The 17,033-nt window shown below is 41.1% G+C and carries 12 protein-coding genes; 3 read left to right on the plus strand and 9 right to left on the minus strand.

What is annotated here, in order from left to right:
- Positions 1 to 21 precede the first annotated feature (21 nt).
- Genes L2740_RS06285 through L2740_RS06305 form a run of 5 tightly spaced genes read right to left on the minus strand, consistent with a single transcriptional unit; the run spans position 22 to position 5,752 of the window.
- On the minus strand, positions 22 to 480 hold the full coding sequence (locus L2740_RS06285) for a 5' nucleotidase, NT5C type (RefSeq protein WP_248949246.1): 459 nt from the start codon (positions 478 to 480) through the stop codon (positions 22 to 24).
- 52 nt (positions 481 to 532) lie between these two features.
- Positions 533 to 2,263 (minus strand): TniQ family protein, encoded by a 1,731-nt coding sequence (locus tag L2740_RS06290; RefSeq protein ID WP_248949247.1) that lies wholly within the window; start codon positions 2,261 to 2,263, stop codon positions 533 to 535.
- Positions 2,256 to 3,221, minus strand: coding sequence for a TniB family NTP-binding protein (locus L2740_RS06295; protein ID WP_248949248.1), 966 nt, complete (start codon positions 3,219 to 3,221; stop codon positions 2,256 to 2,258). Before L2740_RS06295 ends, L2740_RS06290 begins: the two co-directional genes overlap by 8 nt.
- Positions 3,222 to 3,237: 16 nt before the next feature.
- Positions 3,238 to 5,238, minus strand: coding sequence for a hypothetical protein (locus L2740_RS06300; RefSeq protein ID WP_248949249.1), 2,001 nt, complete (start codon positions 5,236 to 5,238; stop codon positions 3,238 to 3,240).
- Positions 5,228 to 5,752: a Tn7 transposase TnsA N-terminal domain-containing protein gene (locus tag L2740_RS06305; RefSeq protein WP_248949250.1), complete on the minus strand. Its 525-nt coding sequence runs from the start codon at positions 5,750 to 5,752 to the stop codon at positions 5,228 to 5,230. Before L2740_RS06305 ends, L2740_RS06300 begins: the two co-directional genes overlap by 11 nt.
- A gap of 424 nt (positions 5,753 to 6,176) precedes the next feature.
- Between L2740_RS06305 and L2740_RS06310 the strand changes: the two genes are divergently transcribed.
- Complete coding sequence (locus tag L2740_RS06310; RefSeq protein ID WP_248949251.1) at positions 6,177 to 6,575, plus strand: transposase; 399 nt, start codon at positions 6,177 to 6,179, stop codon at positions 6,573 to 6,575.
- Between the two features lie 609 nt (positions 6,576 to 7,184).
- On the opposite strand, the gene L2740_RS06315 is transcribed toward L2740_RS06310, so the two are convergent.
- The 3 genes from L2740_RS06315 to L2740_RS06325 form a co-directional block, all read right to left on the minus strand.
- Complete coding sequence (locus tag L2740_RS06315) at positions 7,185 to 8,066, minus strand: hypothetical protein (protein WP_248949252.1); 882 nt, start codon at positions 8,064 to 8,066, stop codon at positions 7,185 to 7,187.
- Positions 8,067 to 8,175: 109 nt separating this feature from the next.
- On the minus strand, positions 8,176 to 9,996 hold the full coding sequence (locus tag L2740_RS06320) for an ATP-binding protein (RefSeq protein ID WP_248949253.1): 1,821 nt from the start codon (positions 9,994 to 9,996) through the stop codon (positions 8,176 to 8,178).
- 634 nt (positions 9,997 to 10,630) lie between these two features.
- Positions 10,631 to 10,948, minus strand: coding sequence for a hypothetical protein (locus L2740_RS06325; protein WP_248949254.1), 318 nt, complete (start codon positions 10,946 to 10,948; stop codon positions 10,631 to 10,633).
- 434 nt (positions 10,949 to 11,382) lie between these two features.
- Here L2740_RS06325 and L2740_RS06330 point away from each other — a divergent pair, with 434 nt between their 5' ends.
- Both L2740_RS06330 and L2740_RS06335 read left to right on the plus strand, forming a co-directional pair.
- Entirely contained in the window at positions 11,383 to 13,725 is a 2,343-nt protein-coding gene (locus tag L2740_RS06330; RefSeq protein WP_248949255.1) for an ATP-dependent nuclease, read from the plus strand.
- On the plus strand, positions 13,722 to 15,605 hold the full coding sequence (locus tag L2740_RS06335) for a UvrD-helicase domain-containing protein (protein WP_248949256.1): 1,884 nt from the start codon (positions 13,722 to 13,724) through the stop codon (positions 15,603 to 15,605). The genes L2740_RS06330 and L2740_RS06335 overlap by 4 nt, the downstream gene beginning before the upstream one ends.
- Positions 15,606 to 15,929: 324 nt before the next feature.
- On the opposite strand, the gene L2740_RS06340 is transcribed toward L2740_RS06335, so the two are convergent.
- Positions 15,930 to 16,871 carry a hypothetical protein gene (locus L2740_RS06340; RefSeq protein WP_248949257.1) on the minus strand — a complete coding sequence of 314 codons (942 nt, stop codon included), beginning with the start codon at positions 16,869 to 16,871 and terminating at the stop codon, positions 15,930 to 15,932.
- Positions 16,872 to 17,033: the final 162 nt, after the last annotated feature.

A 17,033-nucleotide genomic window follows, 5' to 3' on the forward strand; every position in this document is an offset into this window, starting at 1 on the left:
TTTGTAAAAAGAGATACCGTTCTATTTAAACGCCTTCGTAAGCCCAAAATACCGCATCACGGCATTCCACTCCTTAAAGTGCTCTCCTGCAAAGTGAATTAGCTCACCTTGAAAGCTCTCTTGTCCTTTTCCTTCCAAGTAATCATCAATCAAATAATCACCAACAAGCAGGTCTTTAACTGGTGAGATAATTAACCGTTCGGCATAAGCAAAGCCCAAGTGCTTTTCTACCCACAATCTCTTCTCTGTGTAACAAAGGGGGTTCTTGACTGACGGCGCTGTCAGTATATATGGGTCGTATCTTTCATCGGCCAAAAAGCACTGCATTGCATCGATGGCATTAGGCAGTGGTGACAAGTTTAGGAAGAAAGAGGGTTGGCTTTGTGGGTATTCAATATCTGGTCGCAAGCGCCTAGCCTGCTCAAATGCAGACTTGTAATCGCAAAGCGTATCGTCCATATCGATATAAACAATTTTCATCTTAGCCTTTCTCCTTCTAAGTGACATGAATACGGGGTCTTAGCCTTTTCAGCTACGGCAACACCTTCCCCGGTGAGCAGCGTAGCTCGAACGCTAATCTTGATGAATCGGACAAAACCGGTGGCTGCGTGATTTGCAATATCTGCTTGAGCTGAGATGGGGCTTTCGACTTAAACCAATCCAGCTCAAACTGCTTAATAACGTCAAGTAGCAGAGGGGAGCGCTTGAAGATATGCAGCTTACTTTTATCTTCCTTTGGGTTATCTATTGGCTCAATCCCGTGGTTTAACAGGTATGAGTAAAGGCTCGATTTGGGGTACAACTCTTCAGCACACCACTTATCCAGCAAGATATACTCATCAACAAACTGCTGAATACTGCTAGGTTCAAACTTCACACTCTTGCGGCTAACGGCGACTTTTTGCCATTCAAAGATGTCAGCCATTATCTGAATTTTGATGGGTTGAACATTAAAGTATTTTGTTAACTCAGACATTGACAGTAAGCGTGAAAACTGTGACTGCTCATTATCTTTTAGCGCCTCAATGAGCTCTCTTTTGTCCACATAGATAGCATCAAGTGAATTGGCTTGAATAGCGCAATACAAAGGCAATTCGACATCAATAATTAGCTGCAGACACTCCACGAAGTTAAACAAGTAAGAATGGCTGATTTTGGATAAATCACTCAATCGATAATAGGTAGACCCAACCTCTCCAACCAATAAATTAGCTCTTTCGACTAGCGACCCAATAAACGTATCAATATGCCGTAATTGATAAATACTACTGCGCTCTAAATTAGTATGCTTAACCATATTACCGGTCGATAGCTCATTGAGCTCACCACTGCTAATACCTAGCAGCTCACCAGCCTGACTCGCTGAAACCATGGTTGTTGATACGTCATGCTGGCCATGCCGCAGCTCTCCGCTCCAAGCCCCTAGTCCCTCTGGCTCACTCATCAGTGACAACTTAGGAATGGGCTCAACGATTTTTTTCAGCGCAGATGCATCAAGGCACACTAGAGCCCCTGAAATCTCATCCACTATCCGTTCGTGATATTGACTCGCATCCTCACTGATTATGAGCTTATATGCCGCCTCAAATACCTCATGCGCCTCTTCTGTTGCAAAGGGGCACTCCTTTCTATTTATCTTCATCAACTCAAAGGGAAGAAAGACTCGAATCGCGGCCAGATAAAGCGCATTCAAATAGGAAACGACTTGGGTATCGGCTAACCAATCTATCGCCGTTTGATAGCTTGGTACTGCAGATAAAGCGAGTGCTGATACCTGCTTCCAGCGAGTACCGCAGCTTTTGCAGCCATCAAGCAAGTCAGCACTCCATTCTAGGCGCGAGCTACAGTCTGGGCAGTGGTCAAGCAAAGCGGTTTCGTGCTGCGCACAATGAGTGATGTGCATATGCTGCCAACGAGAGCGTAAATAGCCATTAGTTTCACTGAGGCAAGCGGCGCAAACCTTAGGGGTTGAAGAGGTAATGTCAAAGACACTTCTTTTGCTATGTCGGTCATAATGCTGCGAATGAGCAAAAGCATCGAATAGCACTTGCTCGCTTAACTGTAGCATCGGTGCGAGCTTGTTAACCAACTCTTTAAATCGCGGGCTTGAAACTATCAGATGCTTTTCTGAGAAGACCACGTCAATGACATGAAATATCGCGCCAAGATTAAAGTGTCCATTCATCTTGGCGAGGCGGAGCAAGTACCCCTTAATACTTTCACCGTTTTGGGGGCGAGGGCGCACAGGAAAGTAACTAGACATATAAACCTTCCTTCATGAGCTCCTCCTTAACCTTTTTGATAGAAGCGTCAAAAGGGTTTTTCGACTTTTTATCATGAGCTCTTTGAAAGCAGGTTTGATACGCCTTGGCCATAACCTTTTTAGTTACCGCTTCACCTGGCCGAGTCGACTCAATAGCCTCAAGTAAAAGTGTCCTTATATGCCGCGGCTTCCCCTTAGTTGCCAAACAAAAGCGCAATAAATTGCTACTATCAATTTCGGCATTAAGTTTAAAGCCATCCTCTGTGAGCAATTCATTCATAAACTTAAAGAAAGGGGCTCTTCTTGGAAAAGACGCTAATAAGTCATACAAATACTCCATAAAATCGAGAGTGTTTTTGTCATCATTACATGCAAAAGCATCCAAGCAGATTACCCGACTGAATCGGTCTGAAAGCTGAGGGTCAACATCTGCGATACTGGCCGCATCAGGCACGCCCATTAACACCCACGCACAATTCGTTTTATTTGTGAGCTCTTTAATCAGCTTCATTGATTTAGACGTAGGCAATAACTTAGACGATGGCAACATCGATTGAATCTCATCAAGAAACACCACCTTTACATTAAGGTTGTTTACGAGGTCAATAATGCGCTTTAACTTCCCACCATGCGTTCCATACTCAGGTTTGTTATCCCCTAGTTCAAATAATAACTGCCGCAATAAATCACTGATCCCACTTCCTGGTGTCTCAACATAAATCCCAAAGCGTTTGTCTTGCTCCGGCACCGACTGCTCTTGATAATCAGCCAGCAACTTCTTCACTAAAGTCGTCTTTCCGCACCCTGAAGGAGCCAACAAAATGGCCCCGCAGGTCTCATTGCAGCGGTACTTAATCAAGCTAAGAATGCTATTCCTAGCCTCGGTATATTTATCAATCAAGACGTATGCCTGACTGAATGCTGCCGCATCTGAAGAAAGCTCTGTTTGTAACGTCAATGCAGTACGACTCCTTTTAAATTTTGATTGGTTTAACGCGTTTAATGCGTGAGCGTTGAGATGGACTTTCAGGTTCTTCTAGGTCAGGTGAGCTATCAATTTCCTTAGGAGGAAGCCGTATATCAACATCATTTTCCTCAATAAAGCTATCCAATACCTCATCCATATCGTCAGGTATGAACACCTCATTTTCATGCTTACTTTCATTCGCTTTTTGCCTACGACTTTCACGGATTTTTTCTTTAGCTTTCTCCTCATCAAGCACCCGCTTCTTAATTGCAGCAGTGAGATTTGTGGCCGTTTCAGGATGTCGTTTTGACTCGCTGTTCTTATCTTCTTTTTTACCCCGAACCTTGCACTCAGCAAGTGAAGTAGGCTCTTTTACTGAAGTGCATGGCACCGTAAATAACTCACCTGTCAGAGGGTCTACCACGCTTATTCTTGACACATCAATTTCTGAATAAAACGCTTGAACCTTAGTACTCTTATGTTGATTAACGAGCCGTCTACGCAGAGCTCCCAATCCCTCATCGTTATAGAAAAGACCGTTCTTTTCGATCCCTTTATAGTTTTGAATTTTCACTTCGCACTCAACACCTCTAAAGCTATCTATTCGACTTAGATATTCAGGAGAAGGGATAGAAGTGATAGGAAACGCTTCGCACATTTCTGCAGGAGTTTTCCCTTCTAGACCGCGATGCTGTGTTTGGTGGTAATCATCTAAAATAAACGCTTCAACAATCTGCCTGAACTCTTCTATAAGAACGTATGCAACAGCCTTAATATTGACGGTATCCTTGTATTCATCAGTACGTTTACCCAAATAACCAGGTATTTTCTGGCAGCAACGTTGACGAAATGTCCGGTTAAAGCGCTCAATGTAGGCATTGACCCAAGCTTTCTTCGCTGGATTCTGGAATTTCTCGATATTTGCATTCAGCAAAAATGCACTAAACTGCTCACTTCTAAACACCCCCGAGTCGTGCTGAATAACCTCAGGTATACCGCTTAATGGCCAGCCGTGAACGGTGTGGCTTGGTTTTTCTTTTGGGTTTATGATGCATTTAACTAAATCAGTCGCGGCGCTCAACTCTTCTCTACGCGTCTTTGCATAGCTAATCACGTAACCTACAATCGCTCGAGTAAAGACATCTATCGCAAAAAAAACGACAGGCATCCCAACGTATTTACCCTCATAGTCAATTAGGCCGAGATTTATATGCACCGCATCAATCTGAACGCGCTCTAAAGGTCTCGAGCAGATGTAATGCTCTTTCGAAATGCGATAACGGTTATTCGCGACAGCTCGACCTTCCTGGGCAACACAAACTTCATATGGGTCAATCAGCTTGATCATCTCGTAAAATACGCTACGACTTATTCTGCGAGTTTCTGCTCGCTCAGCTGCAGACAAACTAGATAAGTAAGCCTTTTCCCTGCTCTGAAAGTGGGCAAATGTATCTTGTACACTGCAACTCCCTAGGTGTGAGGGCACAAGGTAGTATTCATCGACTACTTCATAAAAGATATCGATTATGGCTGCACTCGCTTTACGGCCCCGCTTACTTTTTGCTGGAGTGACCATCACAGCAACATTGCGGCCTACTTCAGGGCTGGTATAGTCTTTGTACCATCTGTATAAGGCACTAGCAGAAGGCCGGTTTTTACCAAAATCTCCGCGCCTGTTAGCAACAGCCTCTATAACTTTCACTCTTGTTTTATGGGAGCATGGAAACTCCTCGCTTTCCAAAGCGGTCAGGTAATCAGCTAACTTTTCAGCAAGCGCTCTATCCTCTGCAGTGACCAATGGGCCTGGCTGCATAACCACCCGACGAGGCTGCGCATATTGGATGCGCCCGGCATTCATTTCATGATAAAACTTGGCGAAAGACATAGAGAGAAGAATCTTCTCGTCTACAAACTCTAGAGTGATTTCATCCCCTGTATAGGAGCGCACCCTGCAAAGTTGTTGCTCACGCTCAAGTTGAAGCCCAATTTTGATTTCACTACCAAGCATCAGAGCCCTTAACCTTTTTGAATAATGAGCTACCAGTTAACGGAGCAAACTTATCCCACTCAAAGTACCCATGAGCGATAAGTCGGAGTGGAGCAGAAGATGAGGTTTCTTGAAATCGTTGCTTCAATGCATCAAAGGTTAACTGTAGCGGCATCTGCTTAAACACAGCGCGCTCGGATGAGAGAACGGATTGCCATAAATACGGATAAAGCTGCTTGAGATTATCAATCTGCACTCCACGGTAAACAGCTTTAGAGCTAAGTAACGTCAACGAGTGGCCCAACTCCTGCTGAAAAATCTCTTTGAGCAGTGCAAACTTATCGATATTGACCTGTTTTTCTAGCTCCTCATGCGGTTTAACCTCAATGCTACCGAAGGCTCCATTGACGTATTTCAACAAGATGTCAGGGGTATATCGACGCAACCGCCCTTGAGAGCGATACAGAATAGAGAATGGCTGAGTGGTATAAGAAACCACCTTAGACTCAAACTCGAGCATTAGTAATGCATTCATCTCCAACTCACTCTCACAGTAATGCGAAGCTTGATTTTTATGGGAGCAAAACCTCTGTAACGACAGCAAGCGACTAGTGCAAGGCAGCCTCCTCCCAAGACTAATTAAGCAGCCTTCATTACCCTTACCTCTAAAATTAATTTTCAAAAAACACCACCAAACTGTTTACTATTTAATCAATAAAGAGTAGCCTGAAAAGTTTGCTTGATCAAAATACAACCAGCCAAAACTAGACACTTCCCTAGATACAACCTCCAATTTTTCTCTGTAATTATTTAAACATTTAAGTCGAGCAGAAATCTTTAAACCGCTGGCGCTTTGAAAAAAATAATTTTAAAGCTATTGTTTTTATTAAAATATGCAACGAAAATACTTCCTTTTTTACTAATCCTGACTGGTCTTAATCAGCTAAGCAGGCCAAAAAATGCACAAACATAGATACAAATATTCAGCCGAATTTATCTACACGGTATTGAGCGAATTCGAAGCATCCACTTCCAAGCCCCGAGAGTTTTTTGATACGCAGGAAGTGAATAGCCAAACGGTTTATATGTGGAGGACTAAATTTGGCAAAATGACAGAAAAGCAAATTGCTGATTATCGTAAAATGGAGGAACGAAGCAGTCAGCTGAGAGTTGAAAATCAAAAGTTGCAAAGAAAGCTTGATGCGGTGAGTGATTTCTTCTTGCGTGAATTTCCTGATGACAAAATCAGACGAGGATATGCCCGAAGGCTCTATCAGCAAGGACCTCTTGGTCAAACGGAAGCTTGTGAGTTACTGATAGTCAAGCGGAACAGTTTTTATAAACGCAAAGAGCAATAGCACACAGCCGCTAGTTATTAATTAGCTATGTAGTTCGTTGTTGGTAAGAAAGCCTGTTATTGCTTCCTTGGAACACTGAGTTTATCTTTTTTCCGAGCGGACTTGATAAACTCTTTGAGTTCCATCTGCAAATCATAAGCGGTATAAAGAGATAACATACATGCCTCGAAAATTGTCATTATGGTATCAATTATAACGATATATCATGGTGTATTTGCTACCACTATAGCAAATTCAAAAACAAGACTTTATGCGTCTATTTGCTGTTTCACAAGAGCATATCTTGCTTTACATTCAGGTCGTTCAACTCGCTGTGATGACATTAGATTAGATATGAGAAAAGACAGGCTATCAATGATCGTAGATCTTCTACTCTAACGCAGTTTAGGGCATCAGTAAGTCACCGAAGATCTCGCTGACTCGAAAGTGGACAGAAGTTTGTTAGAGTCAAAGCTCTTAAAGTGATGACTCTATATTAGGGGAAGTCTGGAAAGTGGATATACGGTAACGCCTCGTTAAGGGGCAAACTGTAGTTGGCTAAAATAGTAAACGCAGTGAACAATAGCCAACTGTTTATTTGTCCCGCTTGAACGACTTGTTACAAGCAAATTAACAATCAGGTTTGGTCTCGTAAAAGAAATCGTGAGATATATCTAAAATTTCCCGGATTTTTGCAACATCTTTGTCAAGTTGTTTAAACCATTGGTCATATACAGGCGAGCACTCCTTAAAAATACGCCTTAATACATCCTTTTCAGCTTCATTAATAGTGCTATGCCACTCAGCATTGTTATTCATCGGGGTAGTCATAGCTGTCCCCATTGAATGAACTTTAGCCTGTGAAAGTATCTCTGAAAATATCTCATTTAAACTATTTGAAATAAGGGCTATTTCATTTGAAATATACATTGTTTCTTTTTGTGTTAATTTACATATTCTTTCAATACAATTTTTAAACATTTCTGGATAATCTGAAGAAAACTCGAGCTCCTCAGCATGATCTAACAAGGTGTCGCCTATACTATTTTTTAGAGTTATGAGCTTTGCGTATGTTTTTATTCTTTTATCGAAAAGAGATTGAAATTGATCTTTAGCTATAGCGCTATACGATTCATGCTTCAAAAACTCACTCTTAAAGTCATTCCTGAATTTTTCGAGATTGTTGTTACTATCTAGCTTTAATATTTCCAGATCTTTACTACTTTCAGACTTTAAATTTTCAATTGATATAGAGTGTTGTTGCTCCAAAACCTTTAAATTCTGTATGTTCTCGGCTTTAATAGACTCTACTTTTAACTGGTGTGCCTGTTCTAATTCTTTAAGCGATTCTTTGTTTTTATCTTGCAGGCGTTGTAGCTCAAGCCTCTGTTCGGAAAGACCTTTATTTACAATTGTTTTTAACCACAACTTGCCTAAGAATGTTGTAAAAACGGATATTATTGCTGCAGTGCCACCATAGGGAGAAAATAAAATTTCTAAGAACTCATTCATATATCAGGTTACTCAACTGTGAATTAGTTATTGCTTATAACGCCCGTATTTGAGGCTGGTTTGAAGCGAAGCGGAAAACCAGTCCAACAACATGCGTTTGTTATAAGCTCTAGCTTATTGAACTAAAGGTTAGTGATATGTCCTTTGATAAAAGGCCCGGAAAGTCATTTATCACTGTATTAATCACATCTTTCTTCAAGGCACTATCTCCACCATTATTACTTCTAACACTCCTAAGGCTTGGCCAAGATTCCTTGATGAGATCTTCAAGCTTGTGTCCTTTCATTTCAAAAACTTCCTTACGCACCTCAATTTCACTTCCATCCAGTAATTCACTTTTTACCATAATGGTATCTTCATTTTCCCATGAAATATTATTTTGGACATGATCTACAATTATTTGTAGAGAACTATTGTCAGTTTCGATCCTCTTTATGACATCAAGATAAGAATTGCAGTCGACAAGTCCTAGAACATTAGGAGTTACAAACTTTTTATGTATCAAATATAAACCAAGAAAATGAGGTTCAAATACGTAGTTTTCTATTGCGTATCGCTTGCCTAGCCCAAGAATTATGACTTGTTGTTCGGGTGAGTTTTTTAGATCCCAATCAATTAAACCATAGACATGTGTGTTACCCATATCACGAAGTTTACGTGTTATTTCTAAGACAGCATCGCAGTTCGAACCATTAAGCGTGTGCGGGGGAAGAAACTGTGGAGTCACAGTAAACTTCTCTCTCCTTGAAACTATATCAAATAGGGCTTCATAGTAATCGACATCGTAAGTATGCTCTACGAATACTTGACGACGGTGCTCAGTTGAAACTCTTAGATTCGGAATGCCATAGGTCAATATTTTCATCGAATCTTGTAAATCACACTGAATAGGAGCCTTATCTGACGCCGAAATCTTGTATAGGGCATTAGCTGGTGTACATGCAATTGTTGTTGGAGAGTGAGTTGATAGTAAAACGGGGATCTTATGTTTTCTTACTATTTCTTCCTCAATAATTTCGAGCATCAATTTTGACATTGAAGGGTGCAGAGGTGCATCAGGCTCATCTAATACGAGAAAGCCTGCTCTATCACGTGTTCCAGTAGAATTGTAAATAGCCAAGGCTAGAGACATTAATGTTTTTTCCCCTGTCGATAGATCATTAGTGTTTATTTCTATACTGGAATTCTTATGAATTAACTTGAATACAAATGTCGTATCCCTCATTGTATTCATTGGATTATTAACGGTATAAGGTAGTTTTAATTTCTCTAGGACGTCATTTACAAATATCCATGGAGCCTCCCCGTATTTAGCTTTGAACTCTGCATCCTCAAGGAAAGGAGGAGCATCAGAAATTCCATCTTCTGCGTAAATCTTATTTAACTTATTATCCAAATATCGAACATGGTATGACTTAAATATCAAAGCGAATTGACTATTAAATAAACTGCCGCCTGAGATGGCCATTATACTAATTCGATCAGCGACAAGATCCTCAGTCAGCTGCGAGGGTGGAGTTGAAAGCTTTTTTGAAATATCAAGTATTTCATCTCTGTGCTGTTGATTTCCGATGTACCCTAAAATTGGGTCATTCTCTGGAGGGCCAGAATAAGCCACCCCTTGCTGGTTTCTGTAAGCTCTTTGCTTAGCGTTTACAACCTCTTGCCAAACTTGTTTCACTCTTTGTGATATTTGAGCAGGATCGCATTGCTGATCCACCTGAGGGTTTAAACCGCCAAAGGGAATGTAGCTGATCGTATTAAGTAAACTCCCATCTAAATGAACTTCACCATTCTTCGTGTTGCTAATGGCTTCAAATAAATGTGTTTTCCCACTACCATTTTCACCAGTTAAAACAGTAAACATTGGCAGTTCAAATTTAAGACCAGATTGAATTGATTTGTGATTTTGTCTGATTTTTATTTTCATTTATAACTCAGGCTAAAAAAGGTCCATCGTGAGCTTATAACAGCTTATTATATAGTTGCTCGATAATGTAGCGGTTTAAATTCAACTGGGCAACAATCAAGCCAACCTAAGCAATTGTTTAATAAACTAAAAAAAGCTAAAGACCAATCATATTAATATCAAGCCCGCAAAAGTGAGCGCCTTGATGTAGAGGTCTTTATAACCTTTTACCAATCATCGTAAATTCAATAGGTTATCAAAAAAGTAGAAGTTTATCGAGTATAAAGCACCCGATTTTTGCTCACTTTACACACGAGTCATCAGCGTAAAATTATAACTGTATATCTAGTACTTTATAGCCAGATCTGAGTGCCCAAAACATTAGAAAATATAAGAAACTATTTGAGTTCTCAGGCGTAGAAATCTCTCTCGCTAACTCGTATTGGGGCATAAACGTGCTCGCAGAGTTCGACTAACACAGCCTTTGGACAGGAGTGCGTCAGTGTAAAAAGTCTAAAAATGGGTAACAGGATTAGAAAAAGTACGGGGAGCAATCAAAGTTTATTCTAAACCCCACATATCTCTATGAAACCGTGTAATGTGGGAAGCGTCAAAAGCTAAAAGTTAGCTATTGAAGCCAAAGTCTCTTGTTAGGCTATGTGCTCAGAGCAGGATTATCTTTAAAACGCTGCCAAAGATAGAACTTAACTTCGGGATCAACAGGAAATACCCACAAACCACTCCCGGTGACGACATGAAGTTTCAAGCCAAAGATACAAGCGAATAAAAAACGCTTACTTCCATAACTTTCATTTGCATCAATAATAGCCTGCATTACTTTATCGAGTTCAATTTCACATAAAAATGGCTCTTCTTCAGATAAGGTAGTTGGAAGTGACTTTGAAGTTCTCCGTATCGCAGACTCACTAGCGTAAACGATTAACTCTTCTCTACTAAAGATATGTCTTAGCACTCGTCTAATTTTTAGAAAGTATCTACATATTCGCTATTTAGGTATGAGACTACAAATCGAGTATTAAGGGTTGCCATCGGATCTATTTAAAGAAAGAGACATTTATGCTCAAGCGACCGCTAATCAACATGAGAGCGCTTTCAGCGCCAATGAAGGAAAAGCTCGGGCAAAAACAGAAAAACTTTAATCGAGACGAAATAATTGTGAAGTATCCAACTTGAATAAAATGCGGAAAAACAGTCTACTAAGAGTGGATATGGGCTTATCGCCATTTACAAAATCCGTCTCAGGCCTACTGACGCTACTAGCTGACCTGTAATGAACCTGCAGTGAGCACCTATCTCTTTTCAAGCATATAAAGCTGCATCACTGAAAAAGCAAAAGAAAGTGCCACGAAATTGAGGTGGAATAAAAACAAGTAAGGAAACATTGCAATGAAAATTGCCCATATAGACATCCAAAACTTTCGAAAATTAAAGAGCTGCCGTGTAGAGCTTGCAGATACTAATACAATTCTTGTTGGTGCAAACAACAGCGGTAAAACCTCAGCGATGGATGCGCTGATCATGTTCTTAAAGAAATCAAAGCGAAAAGAGCTATCTACTACAGATATTACCCTATCAAACTGGGCCAGCATCGAAAAAATTGGCACTGACTGGCTTAGTATCGGCGAGGATCAACAGCCGGATTTTTCCTCAGACAATTGGCGGCAGCAACTACCATCAATTGATGTTTGGTTAGAAGTTGATGAGCCAAAGATCCACTATGTCAGACATTTATTGCCAACGCTAGATTGGGACGGTGGCTTGCTCGGTGCAAGGTTGATTTTAGAGCCTAAGGACACCGAAGAACTATATAAAGCCTATTCGTCTGCACGCTCGGCAGCGCAAAAGACTAAGGAATCTCGTCAAAGGGAAAGTGGTGATAACTGTTCTACACATCTAGCATTGTGGCCAACATCAATGCGAGATTTTTTGGACAGAAAACTCCAGAGTTACTTCACGATCAATGCTTATGTATTGGATCCGGAGTCGGCCAATAATACACCACCGCAACCATTCACAGAGTACATGGAGGCAATGGAGAACGACCCATTTGATGGTTTGTTTAAAATTGACATTATCAATGCACAACGTGGTTTTTCAGATCCTAACTCAGGAGAAGGAACCGCAAATAGTGATCGACGTCTGTCAGCTCAGCTGAGAAGCTATTTTGACGAGCACCTCAATCCAAATGAACTACCGGAAGCAAGCGACCTCGATGCTCTCGAAGCGATGGAGGCTGCCAGAATAGCGTTCGATGAAAAGTTGAAAAGTAGCTTCAGCAATGCGATAGGAGAACTGGAGGGTCTTAACTACCCAGGTTTTAGTGATCCCCAGATTCTGCTCTCAAGCAAAGTGAATCCGTTAGAAGGCTTGAATCATGACTCAGCGGTTCAGTTCAACGTGCTACGCGATGATGCCCCTTATACAGAAGGATTCTGCTTACCGGAAAAATATAATGGACTCGGTTACCAAAACCTTATTTCAATGATTTTCAACCTCATCCGTTTCCGAGATGAGTGGATGCGAGTAGGTAAAGCAAGTAAGCGTGAAGAAAACAGCTGCAAGCCCATTGAACCTATTCATCTCATGCTGATTGAAGAGCCTGAAGCTCACTTGCACGCACAAGTACAACAGGTCTTCATTAAGAAAGCTTACAGTGTACTAAGAGCTCACTCGGATCTTGGGGACAGAAAGCAGTTCTCTACTCAGATGGTTGTGAGCACACATTCTAGCCATATTACTCACGAAACGGACTTCACAGGCTTGCGCTATTTTCGTAGAAACCCACTCACAACTGCGCGAGAAGTCCCTTGTGCCACTGTTGTAAATATGTCGGCAATTTTTGGTATTGAGCGAAAACGGCAAGTAAATGGACAAGATCCTGAAGAACAAAAAAGAATAGAAACCGCACAGTTCGCAACACGCTATCTTAGAACAACACACTGCGACCTATTTTTTGCAGATGCGGCAATCCTAATAGAAGGTCCTGCGGAACGAATTCTGGTACCTCACTTCATAAGAAATCATTATCCCGAACTGGATAGAAGCTACATATCACTTTTGGAAATAGGCGGCAGTCATGCTCACCGTTTGCGTCCATTAATTGAAGCATTGGGGATACCGACGCTGATCATTACCGATTTGGATTCACTGGCAAAGGAGGAGACTGGAGAAGTAAATACTGATGGTGAACCTAAGTTCACGACAAAAAAAGCCAGCCCCCAAACAGGTCAAAATCAACTAACTGGAAATGACACGCTAAAAACTTGGGTTCCGGGAAAAATTGACTTGGATGAAGTCATTGGGGTTACTTCAGAGCTGAAAACGGCAAGATGTGGAAAGGTTCGGGTAGCCTACCCCTCCAAAATTATTGTCACTCTACTCCCAGATAGCAAGGGGCTTACAGGATTTAGAACTGCTATTCCCTACACTTTCGAGGATGCTTTGGTATTGGCCAACCTTTCGACCTTCCAACGTATGACCCAAGTAACAGGCCTCACCAAGAAAATGGCTGATGCCACCCAGAAAGCAACCTTCGATGAAACCTGTGAAGAGATGTTTAAGGCACTGAATAAAAGTGCTAAAAAAGCAGAGATGGCTCTAGATCTGCTCTATTCGGTAGAACCCAGCACTTTTAGACCACCGTATTACATAAAAGAGGGGTTATCATGGCTTAAAATGACACTTGAGAAGTTGGCCCAACCTAAATCGACCCAGGGAGGTAATTCATGACAGACACCACCACTCCCGCTTCTATTGATAATGATATCTATAGCTGTCTTAACCTTGACGCCCCTAAGAGCTTTTTCCTATTTGCCGGTGCTGGCTCGGGGAAAACCCGTTCATTAGTTGAAGTGCTCAAGCGATTTCGCGAGCAGAACTTACATCGCTTACGAGCAAATGCTCAGCAAGTAGCGATCATTACTTACACCAATGCAGCATGTGACGAAATCAAGCGTCGCTTGGAGTTCGATCCAAGCTTCAGCGTTTCAACAATTCATAGCTTCGCTTGGGAACTTATAAAGTTTCACCCAAACGACATTAGAGAAATGCTCAAAGCCAGTCTTCAAGCTGATATTGAAATACTTGAAGATGCTCAGAGTAAAGGACGTGCAGGCACAAAGGCGGCAGAAGACAGGCCTCGACAGATTGCGTCAAAACAAAGTCGTCTTGGCTCGCTTGATAGAATTCGGAAGTTTTCATACAGCCCCAGCGGAGATAATACGAGCAGAGACTCTCTTAGTCACGCTGAAGTAATCGGTATGACCGCGGAACTTCTGACAAACAAACCTCTTTTGCAACAGATCCTTATTCGCAAATATCCTGTGTTGCTCGTAGACGAGAGCCAAGATACTAAGAAAGAGCTCATTGAGGCACTATTTGCTGTTCAAGCATCCCATAAAGAGCAGTTTTCAATGGGGCTATTTGGCGATGTTATGCAACGGATCTACAACGATGGCAAAGAGCATTTAGGTCAAGACTTACCTGATGACTGGCTGACTCCCAAAAAGGAATACAACTACCGCTGTCCGCGACGGGTTGTTAGGCTTATCAATAAAATCCGTGAGGATGTTGACCAAAATCAGCAACTACCAGTTAAAGATACGGAAGGCTTTGTCCGTCTATTTATCGCAGATACCCGAGACGAAATTGATAAATCTACATTTGAAGAATCGGTTTGCCAAGAAATGGCAAAAATTACCGAAGATGAACTTTGGATAGAAGATAGGAAGAGTAGGAAAACACTAACCTTAGAGCATCATATGGCTGCGAGACGGGGAGGGTTTTCAAGCTTTTTTGACCCTCTGTATGCAATTGATAAACTCAAGACTAGTTTACTTGATGGTACAAATGCCTGTATCACGCTGTTTTCAGAGCGAGTTCTACCACTTATTAATAGCTTGGAGGTTGGGAATCAATTTGCTATTAGCCGAATAGTAAACAAATATTCACCACTTATTGCTACTGACCGCCTACAAGTGAGTAGTAGCCCGAGAGCGGAGCTGGATAAAGCCAAGCATGCTGTTAATTCTCTGCATGCTTTGTGGGATGAAACTTCTGAGCCCAGCCTGAACAGCATACTCAAAGAAGTTCATCGTAGCGGACTATTCCCATTACCTGAGATGTTAGCTGTTATCGCAGCTAGAGAAGAGGAAGAAGAGTATCAAGAGCCTGAGAATGAGCGTGATGTCAACCCAGTTATTGATGCTTGGGACAATGCTCTTAAAGCAAAGTTCAGCGAATTTAAGGCATATGTTCAGTATATTTCAGACGAGTCCGAATTCGGCACTCATCAGGGGATTAAGGGTCTTGAATTTCCCCGTGTTATGGTCATATTAGATGATGAAGAGGCCCGAGGTTTTTTATTTAGTTACGACAAGCTATTTAGAGTCAAGCCACTCACAACCACTGACCTACGCAATCAAAGAGAGGGTAAAGAGACTGGTATCGATCGCACCAAAAGGCTCTTTTATGTAACTTGCAGCCGAGCTGAAGAGAGCTTGGCTATTATAGCTTATACAGATAAACCAGACGAAGTCATTAGAACAGCACTCCAAGAAGGATGGTTTGAAGAGGGGGAGATTATTCCTACTCCCACAGCAAAAGGTTAATAACTCTTGGCTCTCACGAATTAATCGGGTCAGAGTAAAATTTAGCAGTGTCATTTTCGAAAACAGGAATAACACATGCTCCAACTTTTGGCTCAAGCCTGTTATCCATAATTTGATTAGTTTTGTATGCCAAAAGTCTATGGTTCCAGAGTTGACCAAATCACGAGCCAACTCACTTTGGGGCAAAATGAGTCAGCGTAGATCTCGCTGACTCGAAATTGGACAAAAATGAGCTAGAGTTTTTTATCTAACGTGGAGGCTTAGTATTAGAAAAACTATGGCTAAATCATGTTCTTTAAAAAGAATGCCTTCCCGAATGCTTTGTTATACCTGTTGATACGGTATGTGAGTAAAGCGTTTGAAATTTAACAGGTGTGAGTTCTTGCTTTGCAAATGCTTAACTACACTAAACCATTCCAAGTTCAGCGAGAACAATCGATTCACCTTCTCGGTAACGGTATCAACAACATCGATGTCATCCAGTAAACAGTCATACTCTAGCTCAACTTGACGTCTCTTTGCATTAATGACTTCTATGCTTTTATCCATCTGATTTTTTACTAAGCTTCTGCTTTTTAGATGCATTTCTGAAATTGCATAGATGTAGCCATCCATAATTTCGTGCAGGTCAATTTTATCACCATAGTTTGATAACTTATTTTTTTTAACACCACCATCTATTAGCGCTTGCTTATCAAGCGGTACGTGAAACACTGCAAAATTTTGATTGTCTTCAGGTCGAGTGCGGAAGCCTGAAGTGAAAGTTCTTACAGGAAGCGAAGCATGTTGAACATAATTGCGCAGCTGACATCCTACTACGTATTCAGAGTTTTCATTGAATATCTCTTCTCGATGCGCTTTTATTTTCTCGATATCATTATCTGAGTCAGTAATTTTATGGACGAAACAAGTGGTTTTCACAATATCCCCATCTTTATTTTTATGCTCGCGATAGTGGTCGTCAAGGTATAGCTTACTCAAATTTAAACAGTTGAAAAAAAGTCGATTTAGTTTACTTCGACAATCATGATTCTTAACGTAATCGTACGTAACGCTGTTAGAAATTGCTCTGACACTCATCTCATACATTACAGATTTAGCATCAACGTAGGATTCTATTACCTGATCATATAATTCTTCATGATTGAGTACCCTTGATAGAACCTTCCTAGCATTGCTAAGTTCGAGGTACTCATTAGAACTCAGCTTGATTTTGTGAGTTACAAGTTCATGACCATTCATGATATAAAAATGTAGTTCTTTCAAATTATTAGCCTTGATAATGATTGCTATTTTTATTTTTTACACATTACATAAATAAGTAAAGCTAGGTCAATTAGGAGGCTGAACATTTGTGTAGACTGTCAGCCCCAACTCATAAAGGGGCATAAATGAGCTAAGACTAATTTATATATTCACTCAAAAACC

The organism is Shewanella pneumatophori, from assembly GCF_023283895.1.
Classification (GTDB): Bacteria; Pseudomonadota; Gammaproteobacteria; order Enterobacterales; family Shewanellaceae; genus Shewanella; species Shewanella pneumatophori.